At 61.3% G+C, this 14,764-nt stretch carries 11 protein-coding genes; 8 read left to right on the top strand and 3 right to left on the bottom strand.

The window, feature by feature from the left end; translation table 11 throughout:
• Positions 1–31 precede the first annotated feature (31 nt).
• Positions 32–1,297: a sensor histidine kinase gene (locus PH603_RS13325; RefSeq protein WP_289503032.1), complete on the top strand. Its 1,266-nt coding sequence runs from the start codon at positions 32–34 to the stop codon at positions 1,295–1,297.
• Positions 1,298–1,368: 71 nt separating this feature from the next.
• Positions 1,369–3,447, top strand: coding sequence for a 3-hydroxyacyl-CoA dehydrogenase NAD-binding domain-containing protein (locus PH603_RS13320; protein WP_434783327.1), 2,079 nt, complete (start codon positions 1,369–1,371; stop codon positions 3,445–3,447).
• Here the strand turns inward: PH603_RS13320 and PH603_RS13315 are convergent, their stop codons facing one another.
• Complete coding sequence (locus PH603_RS13315) at positions 3,448–4,758, bottom strand: MFS transporter (protein ID WP_289503030.1); 1,311 nt, start codon at positions 4,756–4,758, stop codon at positions 3,448–3,450.
• Positions 4,759–4,991: 233 nt separating this feature from the next.
• On the opposite strand from PH603_RS13315, the gene PH603_RS13310 reads away from it, so the two are divergent.
• Both PH603_RS13310 and PH603_RS13305 read left to right on the top strand, forming a co-directional pair.
• A complete protein-coding gene (locus tag PH603_RS13310; RefSeq protein WP_289503029.1) occupies positions 4,992–6,188 on the top strand; it encodes an acyl-CoA dehydrogenase family protein in 1,197 nt (398 codons plus the stop codon).
• A gap of 17 nt (positions 6,189–6,205) precedes the next feature.
• Positions 6,206–7,318, top strand: a complete 1,113-nt coding sequence (locus tag PH603_RS13305; protein ID WP_289503028.1) for an acyl-CoA dehydrogenase family protein — start codon at positions 6,206–6,208, stop codon at positions 7,316–7,318.
• A gap of 53 nt (positions 7,319–7,371) precedes the next feature.
• On the opposite strand, the gene PH603_RS13300 is transcribed toward PH603_RS13305, so the two are convergent.
• Positions 7,372–7,818 carry a MarR family winged helix-turn-helix transcriptional regulator gene (locus PH603_RS13300; protein ID WP_289503027.1) on the bottom strand — a complete coding sequence of 149 codons (447 nt, stop codon included), beginning with the start codon at positions 7,816–7,818 and terminating at the stop codon, positions 7,372–7,374.
• A 151-nt stretch (positions 7,819–7,969) separates the two neighbouring features.
• Here PH603_RS13300 and pcaF point away from each other — a divergent pair, with 151 nt between their 5' ends.
• The 4 genes from pcaF to PH603_RS13280 all read left to right on the top strand — a co-directional run bounded on the left by pcaF (position 7,970) and on the right by PH603_RS13280 (position 12,374).
• Positions 7,970–9,175, top strand: a complete 1,206-nt coding sequence (gene pcaF / locus PH603_RS13295; protein ID WP_289503026.1) for a 3-oxoadipyl-CoA thiolase — start codon at positions 7,970–7,972, stop codon at positions 9,173–9,175.
• Between the two features lie 80 nt (positions 9,176–9,255).
• Entirely contained in the window at positions 9,256–10,227 is a 972-nt protein-coding gene (locus tag PH603_RS13290; protein ID WP_289503025.1) for a CorA family divalent cation transporter, read from the top strand.
• Positions 10,228–10,375: 148 nt separating this feature from the next.
• Positions 10,376–11,572: an acyl-CoA dehydrogenase gene (locus PH603_RS13285; protein WP_289503024.1), complete on the top strand. Its 1,197-nt coding sequence runs from the start codon at positions 10,376–10,378 to the stop codon at positions 11,570–11,572.
• A gap of 19 nt (positions 11,573–11,591) precedes the next feature.
• Complete coding sequence (locus PH603_RS13280; RefSeq protein WP_289503023.1) at positions 11,592–12,374, top strand: SDR family NAD(P)-dependent oxidoreductase; 783 nt, start codon at positions 11,592–11,594, stop codon at positions 12,372–12,374.
• Positions 12,375–12,452: 78 nt separating this feature from the next.
• Here the strand turns inward: PH603_RS13280 and PH603_RS13275 are convergent, their stop codons facing one another.
• On the bottom strand, positions 12,453–14,633 hold the full coding sequence (locus tag PH603_RS13275; RefSeq protein ID WP_289503022.1) for a TonB-dependent receptor: 2,181 nt from the start codon (positions 14,631–14,633) through the stop codon (positions 12,453–12,455).
• Positions 14,634–14,764: the final 131 nt, after the last annotated feature.

Raw genomic sequence — 14,764 nt, 5'->3', positions numbered from 1 at the left:
GAAACAGTATCGGGCGACTGGGGGTCTTGTCATGTCTAGTCTCTACGAGTGGCTCGTGGGGGATGCGGGTTTTGCGCCCCATGGGTATTGCCTGATCTGGGATGACAGGATCATCCATCTGCATGTTGGCTCCGATGCGGCTATCGCCATCGCCTACTTCATCATCCCTTTTGCGCTTCTGAAAGTCCGCCGGGACCGGCCCGACCTGCTGCCCGCGCCCGTGGCCGGGTTGTTTGCGGCCTTCATCCTTCTTTGCGGTATCACCCATGTGTTCGGTATCGTCACCATGTGGCAGCCGATTTATGCCCTTGAGGGGATATTGAAGGCTGCGACGGCGGCGGTATCCCTCGTGACGGCGGCATTTCTCCTGATGAATATGCGGCATGTGGCCAATATGCCGTCGGTCGTGGTTATGGCGAAACTGAATGAGGAATTGCGTGCCGGCATCAGGGAGAAGGAAAAGGCTGAATCGGATCGGGATCGGTTGATCAATGAGCTGGAAGAACGCGTGAAGGCGCGCACAGCCCGGCTTGAACAGCTGATGTTGGATCACGCGGCGCTCAACGAAGAGCTTCAGGCCGAGATCGAGGCGCGTGATGCGATGCTTGCCAATGTCAGCCATGATTTCAAAACACCCCTCAATGCCATCATCGGCTTTTCCGAAATGCTGGAAATGAAGGTGCATGGCAACGAGCTTGAAGGCCGCAACCTCAGCTATGTGCGCGATATCCGCGATGCGGGCCAGCGGCTCAGCGGCCTTGTCCGGCAGATTGTCGAGGTGCAACGGCTGAAGTCCGGCGCCATCGAACTGGAACTCAGCGAGTTTGATCTGGCGGATATTTTCCGCAGTATTATCAACGAGCTTGAGCTGGACGCACGTCGCAAGGGGTTGAATATTAACCTGAATGTTGAGGGCAAGTTGACGATGGCAGGCGACAGACTGCTTGTCTGGCGGCTCTTTGAAAATATCCTGTCGAACGCGGTAAAATACACCGATCAGGGCCGGATCGAAATCCAGGCAAAAGGCGACCGGGACTGGATCAGTATCCAGGTGGTGGATACCGGGCGCGGTATCGCAGCGGACAAGTTGCCCAAGGTGTTCGAAATGTTCCAGCGTGGGGATAGGTCCGATACCGCTGGGGGGCACGGGGTTGGCCTTGCCATCGTGCGCGAGATCACTCGCCGCCATAACGGGACCGTATGGCTTGATTCCGCCGAAGGGGAGGGCACAACTGTGACCGTCGGCCTGCCCGTGCGCCAGCCGGAAATGGTAGCAGCCAGCGTTTCGGAAAATTGAATCGTCAATTTGGTTAGCCTCCCTTACAATCCCCCGCGAAATTATCTGATCAAGGGAGGGTGAGTATGCTTGTGACCAAATTCAGCGATACCGTACGGCTTGAGACCGAGGGCGATCTGGCCGTTGTGCGGGTCGATAATCCGCCGGTGAATGCACTGTCGGCAGACGTGCGCGCCGGGCTCAAGGCCGCATTCGATGCAGTCGGCGCCAATGCTGATATCACCGCCATCGTGCTGGCCTGCGATGGCCGTACCTTCATCGCGGGCGCCGATATCCGCGAGTTCGGCAAGCCGATGCAGGGCCCGAGCCTGCACGATGTGGAAGAAGCCATCGAGAATGTTGGCAAGCCTGTTGTAGCAGCGATCCACGGCACCGCGCTTGGCGGCGGGCTCGAGGTTGCACTTGCCTGTCATTGGCGGGTTGCTGTGCCTTCGGCCAAATGCGGCCTGCCGGAAGTGAAGCTCGGCCTGCTGCCGGGCGCCGGCGGTACGCAGCGCCTGCCGCGTCTTGTTGGCGCAGAAGCCGCGCTCAAGATGGTGACGGGCGGCGATCATGTGCCGGCGAAAAAGGCGCATGCGATGGGCCTTGTGGACGAGCTGGCCGATGAAGGCGGGCTTGAAGCCGCCGCTATCGCTTTTGCACGCAAGGCTGTGGCCGAGGGCAAGCCGCTCCGCCGCATCCGCGATATGGACGAAAAACTTGCCGAGGCCCGCGCCAATCCCGGCCTATTTGACGAATTCCGCAAGGCGAATGCCCGCAAGTTCCGGGGCTTTGAAGCGCCCGAGGCCAATATCAAATGTATCGAGGCGGCTGTGAACCTGCCGTTCGACGAAGGCATGAAGTTTGAGCGCGATGCCTTCATGAAGCTGATGACCGGCAGCCAATCGGCCGCCCAGCGCTATGTCTTTTTCTCGGAACGCGAAGCCGCCAAGATCCCGAACCTCGACGGCGATGTGAAGCCGCGCGCCATCGGCAAGGTTGCCATCATCGGCGCTGGCACGATGGGCGGCGGCATCGCGATGAATTTCGCGAATGTCGGCATCCCCGTCACCATCATCGAGATGAAAGACGAAGCCCTGCAACGCGGGCTCGGTGTCATTCGCAAGAATTACGAAAACACTGCCGCCAAGGGCCGTATCAGCGCGGACGATGTGGAGAAGCGCATGGGGTGCCTCACCGGCAGCCTTGATCTCGCATCCGTCGCCGAGGCCGACCTCGTCATCGAGGCGGTGTTTGAAAATATGGACATCAAGAAAGAGGTCTTCACCAAGCTTGATGCGCTCGCCAAGCCCGGCGCGATCCTCGCCACCAACACATCCTATCTGGATGTGGACGAGATCGCCTCGGTCACCAAACGGCCGGGCGATGTGCTGGGGCTGCACTTCTTCTCACCCGCCAACGTGATGCGCTTGTTGGAGATCGTGCGGGCTGAGAAAACGGCATCGGACGTGCTTGTCACAGCGCTCGATCTCGCCCGCAAGATCGGCAAGGTCGGTGTGGTGGCTGGCGTATGCCATGGCTTCATCGGCAACCGCATGCTGGCCGCCCGCCAGCGCGAGGCACAGAAGCTGATCCTTGAGGGCGCGATGCCGTGGGATGTGGACCGCGTGCTTTATGATTTCGGCATGCCGATGGGGCCGTTCCAGATGGGTGATCTGGCCGGCCTTGATATCGGCTGGTCCAAGGAAACCTCGAAGGGTGAAACCGTCCGCGATCTACTGTGCGAGATGGACCGCCGCGGCCAGAAAACCGGTGCAGGCTTCTACGATTATGACGAGAAGCGTGTCGGCAGCCCGAGCCCGGTGACGGAAAAGATCATCCTCGATCTTTCCGCCAAAGCCGGCATCAAGCGTCGCAGCATCAGCGATGAAGAAATATTAGAGCGCTGCCTCTATCCCATGGTCAATGAAGGCGCGAAAATCCTCGAGGAAGGCAAGGCCTACCGCGCATCCGACATCGATATCGTCTGGATCAACGGCTATGGCTGGCCGGTCTATCGGGGCGGCCCCATGTTCTGGGGCGAGCTCGTGGGTCTCGACAAGGTGCTGAAGCGCATGCAGGAGTTCGAGACCACGATGGGGGCGGACTTCAAGCCGTCTGCGCTTCTTGAAAGGCTCGTCAGGGAAGGCAAGGGCTTCAGCGCTGCCTGATCAGGCAGCTTCCTCCTTGCCGTCGTCATAATCCTGCGCCAATACGCGGTTCCTGTAGGCATAGACATACAGGGCCGCAAGGCAGGCCGCGGCGGCGAGGAACGGCAGGGGCTGTGCAATCTGGTAAAGCCCGATGCCAACCGCCGGGGCGAGGATGAAGGTGGAGCCGTTCACCGCCGTCACCGCGCCGGCAACTGCCCCCTGGTCGGCTTCTCCGACCGCAAGCGAGGCGCCAGCCGTGAAGCCCGGCCGCGCGAAGCCGTAGCCCATGCAGGTGAGCGCGAAGGCGACAACAATCCCGTAAAAATCAGGCGTCAGGGCGGTGATCAGCGTGCCGAGAAAGGCCATGGCCGCGCCCCAGCGCATCAGCTGCTTTGGCGTCATATGGAACATGCGGATCAGGCCCCACTGGGCGAAAAGCGTGGCCACAGCGCCGGCCATCAGCGCGATACCGATCTGGTGGGCGGCTTCGGTGGGGCCAAGGCCTGTGCGGTCGATGATCAGGAAGCCGAGCGTCTGGCCGGTCAATGCCTGCATGCTGCCCATCATGAAACCGAAAACCATCAGCGGCATGACACGTTCGTCTTTCCACGAAAGGCGGTGTTTCGCGCCCTTGTCTGCGGCGACGGCGGAAGCACCGGTCGGCCCGCCCCCGATGCTCGGCAGGCTCGCTGCCGCGCCGCCGTCCCCGGCTTTGAGGACGACCGTGTCGTTCGGCAGCAGCTTCAGGATGGTGATGGCGGTGACAAGCGCTATCACGGCGAAGGAAAAGATGGGGCCGGAAAGCCCGACAACCGGCAGGATCAGGAAGGGCGCCATGGCGGGGCCAAGCACGGTGCCGAGCCCGAAGGCGGAGCCGAGGGTCGCCAGCGCCTGTGTGCGTTCGGCCTTCGATGTGCGCGCCGCGACATAGGCTTGCGCCGCCGGGTTGGAAGCGGAGCCGAATAGGCCGAAAAGACCACGCGCCACGGTGAAGAACAGGAAAACCGCAAGGGCCGGCAGCCAGCCTTCGATGCCCGCGAAAATCGCGAGGCCGCAGGCTGTCATCGAAACCACATAGCCGCCGAGGCCAATCAGCACCAGCCGCTTGCGGCCACGCAAGTCCGACTGGCGTGCCCAGAAGGGGGCAGCGATGGTCCAGAGAAGCGCGGAGAAGGAAAAGATGATGGCAATCAGCACATCGGAGATATGCAGAAGCCGCCCGATGGAGGGCAGCACCGATTGCAGCGCCGTGTTTCCTGCTGCCACAACCAGAAGAACGGTGAAAAGAAGCGCGAAGTCGCGCCGGAATGTCGGGCTTTTTTCTGGCACCGGATGCCGCCTCCCTGAGCATCTGTCTGGCCGTTCGGTCGGTCTTGACGCCGCCCGGCCCGGCTATCACACTGGCACGGATGGGGATATGGGGCCAAGGCCAATTTTAAGACCGTTCGGTTTGATGCGGGATTGCCCGCACGGACCGAGTGTGGCAATCTGGTTAGGATCACTAACTAAATGAGGTGGTGTGTGGCGGCTGGCCCGAGGCGCACCATGGGGAGAGGACGATCATGAATCTCGATTTCACGCCGGAACAGATCGCGTTCCGGGAAGAGGTCCGTGCCTTCATCGCGGAAAATTATCCCGACAGCCTGAAGTCCAAACTGGCCGACAGCGAAGAGCTCGGCAAAGAGGATTATCTGGCCTGGCATCGCATCCTTGCCAAAAAGGGCTGGGTTGCGCCGGGCTGGCCGAAGGAATATGGCGGCCCCGGCTGGTCGACGGTGGAGCGTTTCATCTTCGCTGACGAATGCGCCAAGGCCGATACGATGATGATCCTGCCCTTTGGCATCAACATGGTTGGCCCCGTCATCTATACCTTCGGTACGCCGGAGCAGAAGGCGCGCTTCCTGCCGCGCATCCTGTCGGGTGACGATTGGTGGTGTCAGGGCTATTCGGAGCCGGGTGCAGGGTCGGACCTCGCATCGCTTCGCACCAAAGCCGAGCGCCAGGGCGACCATTATATCGTCAATGGCCAGAAAACCTGGACGACGCTCGCCCAGCACGCCGACTGGGGCTTCTTCCTTGTGCGCACGGACCCGGACGCCAAGATGCAGGAAGGCATCTCCTTCCTGCTCATTGACATGAAATCGCCGGGCATCACCGTGCGGCCGATCATCACTTTGGGCGGCGAGCATGAAGTGAACGAGGTCTTCCTCGATAATGTGAAAGTGCCGGTCGAAAACCGCATCTTCCACGAAAACAAGGGTTGGACCTGCGCCAAGTTCCTGCTGGCGCACGAGCGCACCGGGATTGCCGGTGTGGCGCGCTCCAAACGCGGGATCGAGAAGCTGAAGCAGATCGCCAAGACCGAGCAGGCAAACGACCGCCCGCTCATCGAGGACCCCTTCTTCCGCCGTAAGATTGCCGAGCTGGAGATGGACCTGACCGCCCTTGAATATACCGAGCTGCGCGTTCTGGCGAACGAACAGGCCGGCAAGGGGCCGGGGCCGGAATCGAGCCTGTTGAAAATCAAGGGCACCGAAGTGCAGCAGCGCATCACCGAACTGGTGCTGGAGGCTGTCGGTCATTACGGCGCGCCTTACTTCCGCGGATTCCCGCAGGACGGCGACAATATCTATCCGATCGGGCCGGATTACGCGCATCAGGCGGCGCCCCGCTATTTCAACATGCGCAAAACCAGCATTTATGGCGGGTCGAACGAGATCCAGCGCAACATCATCGCCAAGATGGTCCTCGGGCTCTAAGGGACGGAAGAAGAACCATGAATTTCGAATATACCGAAGAACAGACCCTTCTCAGGAACACCCTGTCGCGCTATTTCGCCGATGCCTATGATTTCGAGGCCCGCCGCAAGATGACGGGCTCGGACGCTGGCCGCGATGCCGGTGTCTGGACCGCGATGGCGGAAGAGCTTGGCATCCTTGGTGCAGCCTTCTCGGAAGAGCAGGGCGGCCTTGGCGGCGGTGCGCTTGAAAACATGCTGATCATGGAAGAGTTCGGCAAGGCGCTGGCGGTGGAGCCCTATCTTTCCACTGTCGTGGTGGCGGGCGGCTTCCTGAAGCGGTCGAAAAGTGCGGCCGCCGAAGGCATGATCGAACAGCTGATCTCGGGCGAGGCGATTGTTGCCTTTGCCTATGCCGAGCCGACGGGTCGTTATGACCTCGCCGCTGTGAAAACCGAAGCCAAGGCCTCGGGTGGCGGTTACACGATCAGCGGCCAGAAATCGGTTGTCGCCGGTGCGCCGTGGGCCACGCATTTTGTGGTCACCGCCAAAACCGCAAAAGGCGTTGCCGCTTTCCTCGTGGAAGCGGGTGCCAAGGGTATCAGCATGCGGTCCTACCCGACCGTTGATGGCGGCACGGCTGCCGAAGTGCAGTTCGACAATGTGTCGGTGGGCGCCGACGCGCTTCTCACCGCCGAAGATGGCATCGCTGAGATCGAGCTTGTGGTGGACGAAGCCACCGTTGCGGCTTGTGCCGAAGCGGTTGGGTGCCTCCATCAACTGCATGCCCAGACGATGGAATATGCCAAGGAACGCAAGCAGTTCGGTCGTGCGATTGCCGATTTCCAGGTGCTGCAACACCGCATGGTGGATATGTTCATGGAAGTCGAACAAGCCGTTTCGATGACCCTGATGGCGACCCTTAAACTCGGCGAAGATGCCAAGGCCCGCGCGGCTGCCGTGTCGCTTGCCAAGGCGAAGGTCGGGCATGCCTGCAAGTTCGTTGGCGAGAATGCCATCCAGATCCATGGCGGCATGGGCATGACGGATGAACTGGCGGTTGGCCATTATTTCAAGCGCGCGACGATCCTTGAAGGGCTTTTCGGCTCCATCGACCATCATCTGGCGCGGTATGAAAAACTCAGCTTCTGATCGGGTTTGATCTCGGGCGAAAGGCGGTCCTTCGGGGCCGCCTTTTTTGTTGGCTATTCGAACTCGAAATAGCGCAGCCGCTCCTCGACGCTCGAATAAAGCGCGGTGTTGAGGATATCGAACATCTCGTAGAAATGCTCCTTGCTGCCTTCAGGCAGGAGCGTATCCAGCACTTCGGCCAGTTCGCTTTCAAAAGCATTCATGGCGAAGCGGCCTTCGTCCGTCATCATCAGGCGGCTCGAACGGCGGTCATCGGGATCAGCCTCGCGCGCGACCCAGCCACGGTCTTCAAGGGTGGCCACAATCGGGGTGATTGTCGGCTTCTTGACGGCGGCAAGGGCGGCCAGTTCACCGGCACGCTGCGGCCCGGCACGTAAGTACAGCAAAAGCTTGTACTGCGGGATCGTCATCCGCCCTACACGGGCGGCCCGTTCGATTTCGCGGTAAATGTCCACAAAGGAGCGGACAGCAATGCGCAGGCGGCGGTCAACATCGGTCATTTCAATAGCTTATAACGACCTTTTCGTGCTTGTCATGCAGGGAAACGCGTGTCCCTGAAATTACTGTGCGCAATGCGAAGCTTTGTGCGAAAGCGTTGCGCCGAGGCGCCGAAGGGCCGATAAATCAGGGCAACAGGAGAGGAGACTTCCGATGGCAAATGCCTGGATCTGCGACGGCATCCGCACCCCGATTGGTCGCTTTGGCGGCGCGCTGGCGCCGGTGAGGGCCGATGACCTTGCGGCCTTGCCGCTCGCCGAGCTTTTGAAGCGCCATCCGTCTCTTGATCCGTCACTGATTGATGATGTGATCCTCGGCTGCGCCAATCAGGCAGGCGAGGACAACCGGAACGTGGCGCGGATGGCGGCTCTTCTTGCGGGCCTGCCGGAAGGCGTGGGGGGGGTCACCGTCAACCGCCTCTGTGGATCGGGCCTTGATGCAGTGGCGATGGCCGGTCGTGCCATCAAGGCGGGTGACGCTGACCTCATCCTCGCGGGCGGGGTGGAAAGCATGTCACGCGCGCCCTTCGTGATGCCGAAAGCTGAAAGCGCCTATTCCCGCGACGCCCGGATTTACGACACCACTATCGGGTGGCGCTTCGTCAACCCGTTGATGGACAAACGCTTCGGCACCGATTCCATGCCGGAAACCGCCGAGAATGTGGCCGAAGCTCATGGCATTTCGCGCGCCGATCAGGATGCCTTCGCCCTGCGGTCACAGCAGCGGGCGGCGAAGGCGGCAGCGGACGGCTTCTTCATGGGCGAGATCATGCCCGTGGAAGTCCGCGTTTCCCGCAAGGAAGTGCGCACGCTGGAAGCGGACGAGCATCCCCGCGCGGATACGAGCCTCGAAAGCCTCGCAAAGTTGCCCACGCCTTTCCGCGAGGGCGGCAGTGTGACTGCGGGCAATGCCTCGGGCGTCAACGATGGGGCCGCCGCCCTTGTGATTGCGTCTGAGGAAGCAGCCAAACACCACGGCCTTACCCCGCGCGCCCGTATCGTGGCGGGCACCACCATCGGCGTGGCGCCGCGTCTGATGGGGATCGGGCCGCTGCCGGCCACTGAACGGCTGCTGGCGCGGACGGGGCTGAAGATCGGCGATATCGATGTGATCGAACTGAACGAGGCCTTTGCGGCGCAAGGCCTTGCCGTCACACGTGGCCTCGGGCTCGCTGACGACGCCGACCATGTGAACCCCAACGGCGGCGCCATTGCACTTGGCCATCCGCTGGGCATGAGCGGCGCCCGGCTGGCGCTGACGCTGACCCGCGAACTGGAGCGGCGTGGCGGGCGTTACGGCATCGCCACCATGTGTATCGGGGTCGGGCAGGGGATCGCGCTTCTCATCGAACGCGCCTGAGATAACCGCCCATTGCCATTGCACCTTTCGCCTGCTTGGGGCAGGCTTGAGGCCTGTCGGTCCGGAAAGGGAGGTGCCGCATGGATATGGTCTCGGGTGAAGCGACGCTGCTTTTCCGTCTGGCTCTGGATGGCAAGGGCGGCGCCACCGCGCAGCCATGCGAATTGGGGGACGGGACGCTTTGGGAACATGGCGCCCTGAACTGGGAACCGCACGGCGACGCCCAGCCGCGCGCCGCACATACGGTCGAGTCCGCCCTTCTCGAGCCCATGCGGTCCAAGGAAACCCGCGCCCGTTTCGAGGCGCTGGGCGATGAAGCGCTTCTCATCCTCAAGGTGCCTAACCTGAATGCCGGTGCCGAACCCGGCGAGGTTGTCTCGCTGCGCGTATGGACCGACGGCAAAAGCGTGCTGACCTACGAGCGCGTCCCGATCAAGGCGGTGCGCCGTGTGCAGGAGCGGCTGGAACTTGGCCGTGGCCCCAAGAAGGCGGGGGACCTGCTATCTGCCCTTTGCCTGTCGGCGACCGAAAGCATCTCCCTGATGATCGCGGGCCTGCAAAGCGACGCCAACGATCTGGAAGACCTGATCGACGAGGAAGCCGAAGGCGAGGAGATCCGTGAGCTGATCGCCCGCCTGCGCCGCCTTGGCCTGCATTATCGCCGGCATCTTGGCGCCATGCGGCTGGCGATTGATGAACTGGTGGCCGAAGGATTTCCGTGGCTCAATCACACCAACCGGCTGGGTTTCAGCGAAGCGGGTGAGCGCATCGCCCGCATGCTGGACGAGCTTGAAGCCCTTGGTGAACGGCTGCAGATCCAGCGCGAGGCCCTGATGGGCGCGGCGCAGGATGAACTGAACCGCAACATGTACCGCCTGTCGGTCGTCGCGGCCATTTTCCTGCCGCTCAGCTTCGTGACCGGGCTTCTGGGCATCAATGTTGGCGGCATGCCGGGGGCTGAGGATGGCCTCGCCTTCTGGTGGGTCACCGGCGGCCTGATGGCATGCGGTGTGGCACTTGTCGTTTGGCTCAGGAAAGCTGGCTGGTTCTAGCCTTTATCGGTGGCTGTTCGCTATCCGGGCAGTTTCCGATTGGGTGTTGTCGGACCATTTCGGGCAGGCTATCGTCGCGCTTCCAGAATGACTTACCTTGGCGCACGCATGGCCATCCCCGGCCCAGCGCCCCAAAGAGAATGAAACCATGTCGATGAATTACAAGAAGGGGATCGTGCCCTTCAATTGGGAAGACCCCTTTGATCTTGATGGCCAGTTGACCGAAGAAGAGCGGATGATCCGCGACACGGCCCGTGGCTATGCGCAGGACCGCCTGATGCCGGGTATCCTTGAAGCCAACCGCCATGAAAAGTTCGACCGCGAAATCATCCGCGAACTGGGCGAGCTCGGCCTCCTTGGCATGACGATCCCCGAGAAATACGGCTGTGCCGGCACCAATTATGTGGCTTACGGCCTTGTCGCGCGCGAGATCGAGCGCGTGGATAGCGGCTACCGCAGCGCCATGTCGGTGCAAAGCTCGCTCGCCATGTTCCCGATCTATGCTTACGGCTCGGAAGAGCAGCGCATGAAATATCTGCCGAAAATGGCAGCGGGCGAGCTCGTCGGCTGCTTCGGCCTCACCGAACCCGACCATGGCTCCGACGCTGGCGGCATGGCCAGCCGTGCGGTGGCGGTTGACGGCGGCTACAAGCTGACCGGCAACAAGATGTGGATCACCAACAGCCCGATCGCCGACGTGATGGTCGTGTGGGCCAAACTTGATGGCCGCATCAAGGGCTTCATCCTGGAGCGCGGCATGGAAGGCCTGTCGACCCCGAAGATCGAAGGCAAATTCTCGCTCCGCGCGTCCGTCACCGGTGAAATCGTCATGGACAATGTGTTCGTGCCGGAAGAGAACCTGCTGCCGAACGCCGATGGCCTTGGCGGGCCGTTCGGTTGCCTCAACCGTGCCCGTTTCGGCATTGCCTGGGGCGCGATGGGGGCTGCTGAATATTGCTTCGCTGCGGCGCGCCAGTATCAGCTGGACCGCAAGCAGTTCGGCCGTCCGCTCGCGGCAAACCAGATCCCGCAGCTGAAACTCGCCCAGATGGAAACCGACATCGCGCTTGGCCTGCAGGCCGCGCTGCGGGTGGGTCGCCTGATCGACGAGGATCGTTTCTCTCCCGAAATGATTTCGCTGATCAAGCGCAACAACTGCGGTAAGGCGCTCGAGATCGCGCGCATTTCCCGCGATATGCACGGCGGCAACGGCGTTTCGGATGAATTCCATGTCATTCGTCATGCCATGAACCTTGAAGCCGTGAATACCTATGAAGGCACCCATGATGTGCATGCGTTGATCCTTGGCCGTGCCATCACCGGCATCCCCGCCTTCAGCAATTGACAAGAAAGGACTGGTCCCTATGACGACGCTTTTGGACGGACTCTTCAGCCTGCAAGGCAAGACGGTGCTGGTTTCGGGCGCGTCGTCGGGGATCGGCGCCGAGATCGCCCATACGGCGGCGCTTGCCGGTGCCCATGTGGTACTGGCCGCGCGCCGTACCGAGCGCATTCAGGCGCTGGCCGACAAGATCGCCGCTGAAACCGGCCACAAGACCCTCGCTGTCGCGATGGATGTGACGGACGGCAAAAGCGTGGCGGCGGCCTTCGATGCGGCTGAGGAAGCTTTCGGCACCGTCACCGTTATTGCCAACAACGCTGGCGTGGCGTGCCCCAAGTGGGCGCTGGAGCATGACGAGGAAGACTGGGACTTCGTGATGAACACGAACCTGAAGGGTGCGTGGCGCGTGGCGCGGGAAGGGGCTCGCCGGATGGTGGAAGCCAAAACCGGCGGCTCGATCATCAACACCGCTTCGATCCTTGGCCTTGGCGTGGCGCCGCAGCAGTTCGCCTATGCGACCTCGAAGGCGGCTGTGGTGCAGATGACCAAGGCGCTGGCGACCGAGTTGTTCCGCTTCGGTATCCGCGTCAACGCCATCTGCCCCGGTTACTTCAAGACGGAAATCAACGACACCTATCTTGAAAGCGATATCGGCAAGGCGATGGTGCAGAAGTCGCCGCCGAAGCGTCACGGCGAGCTTTCCGAGCTGCGCGGGCCCTTCCTGATGCTGGCGGGCGACGGGGCGAGCTATGTGACGGGGGTGGCCCTGCCTGTAGATGGCGGCCATTCGATCCGGCTCGTCTGAGCTTTCTTCTCTCTTCGATAAAAGCAAAAAGCCCGGGCGTTTCCGCCCGGGCTTTTCGTTTGTTCGCTATTCAGTCGCTTAGAACTGCGAGCTGAACGATACGCCGACAACGCGGGGCTCGCCAACGAAGGCCGACTGAACGTCAGCGCCAGCGTTGAAGGCCACGATGCCTTTCACGTTAGCTTCGTTGGTGATGTTGCGGCCGAAGAGGGCCACTTCATACTGGCCGTCGTTCCAGCGCAGGCCGGCACGGAAGCCACCTTCGAAGGTGTTCTTGGTGTAGGCTTCAGCAGCTTCGAAGAGGAAGAAGTTGGTTTTCCCCTGGAAGGCCCAATCGGTCGAGAAGAAGACTTCACGGCCATTGTCCAGCGGCTGGGCATAGTCCAGCGCCACGTTCAGCGTGTATTTCGACGCATTCGGGAGCGGGTTGCCGTCAACGCGGGCAGCAGCACCGGCAGCGGTGGTCACGATCGGATCGGTGATCGTCAGGCAGCCCGTGCAAACGCCGATGAGAAGATTGTCGTCTTTAATCTTCGTCGGGGTCCAGGCGAAACCGCCGGTCAGCGTCAGGTTGTCGCTGAGGATCACTTCAAGATCGGTCTCGACGCCGTAGCCGATAACTTTCTCGGCATTGAGGAGCGAGATGTTGTTGCCAGCGCCGCCAACGGCGGTCACTTGCAGGCCATCAACGTCCCAGTAGTAAGCGGCACCGTTCCAGCGCATCAGACCATCAAGAAGCGTGGCTTTGAAGCCGGCTTCGTACGAGATCACGGTCTCTTCCTTGGCAACGGTCGGCACGCCGAAGAAGGCGATGTCACGGCCCTGAATGGTCGGGGCGCGGAAGCCGGTCGCAACCTTGGCGAAGACGCTGAGGTCGTCGTTCACGGCGTGGTTCACAGCAACGTCCCAAGTGAATTTCTCACCCGAAAGGTCGGTGTCGAACACGGTGCCGAAGGCGAAGACGCCGTGCAGGGTCTTGTCATCTTCGGTGTAGCGGGCGCCGACGGTAACCGTCGTGGCTTCGCTCACGTCATAGGCAGCCTGGCCGAACAGAGCCCAGGTTTCGTTCGTGTGACGAACCGAAGACGAGGGGATGAAGAAGGGCGAGGTGATGATCGTGAAGTCGCTGTCGAAATAGTAGAGACCAGCCTGCACGTACAGTTTCTCGGTAGCCTGACCGGAGATGCGGAGTTCTTCGGTGACCTGCTCGAGGTCATCGATGGCATCCTGCGTGGTCGAAGCAGCCGGGCCGTTGCCGCCGTCGATGTCGCCGAGGCTGCGGCCATCAGCGGTTTCGTAGGCGGTGATCGAGGTGATCGTATAGGTGTCGTTCAGGTCGATCGCCAGGTTGAACGAGCTGCCCCACGAGTCATACTCTTGCGGGTTGTTGTGGGTGTCGTTGTAATAGACCGTATTCCAATCGAAATTGTCATTCAGGTCGTTGGTGCCCGGCGTGAAAATATGATCGCGGAACAGCGCTGCGGTGCCATCGTAGGTGCGGCCGTGCAGGTTGAAGAGCGCGCGGATATTTTCGTTCGGGGTGTAAAGCAGCTGGATACGGCCGGCCATATCGTCCATGCCGCCCATTGCGCTGTCTTCACCGGTGAAGCCGTTGTCGATCCAGTCGTCCTGACGGGTCCAGAGAGCCGAGACGCGAGCCGACAGAACGTCCGAAAGCGCGCCGCCAACGGCGCCTTCGAAGACGCCGGTGCCAAGCGTCCCGAAGCTTGCTTTCACATAGCCTTCAGTTTCCTGGCTCGGCTTCACGGTGTCGAACTTGATGATGCCGGCCGGGGTGTTGCGGCCGAAGAGGGTGCCCTGCGGGCCACGAAGAACCTCAACGCGCTCGATATCGAAGAGCGGGAAGCTTTTCAGAACCACGTTTTCCATCACGACATCGTCCATGACGATCGAAACCGGCTGCGAGGCAGCAAGGTCGAAGTCGGAGTTGCCGAGGCCGCGGATATAGAAGCGCGGAGCCACACGGCCGTTGGACGATTCGGCGTTCACGCCCGGAATGCGTGCGGCCAGGAACTTGATGTCGGCGCCGCCTTCCGAGAATTGGCTGACCTTTTCGCCGCTGAGGGTCGAAATCGAGATCGGAACATCCTGGATCGATTGTTCGCGTTTTTGCGCGGTCACGACGATCTCTTCGAAGCCGACAAAGTCGTCCTGTGCGATTGCCGTGGTCGAGGCAATGGCGGTGAGCGACGTGCCAAGCGACAGGATGCCGGCGCGTTTCAGCCAGTTGGATTGCATGGGTTTCCTCCACTGAAGGGTTAAGGTCATCATCCTGCCTCGGATGGGTATGGGCGGACGATGCGGACTCTGGTTTCTCGAAATCCGTAACCGAAATGTCACAGTCCTGCGTTATCCGCGATAAAAAAATG

Source organism: Gimibacter soli (assembly GCF_028463845.1).
In the GTDB taxonomy this organism is placed as follows: Bacteria; Pseudomonadota; Alphaproteobacteria; order Sphingomonadales; family Kordiimonadaceae; genus Gimibacter; species Gimibacter soli.
This window is presented reverse-complemented; position numbering and strand designations above follow the sequence as displayed.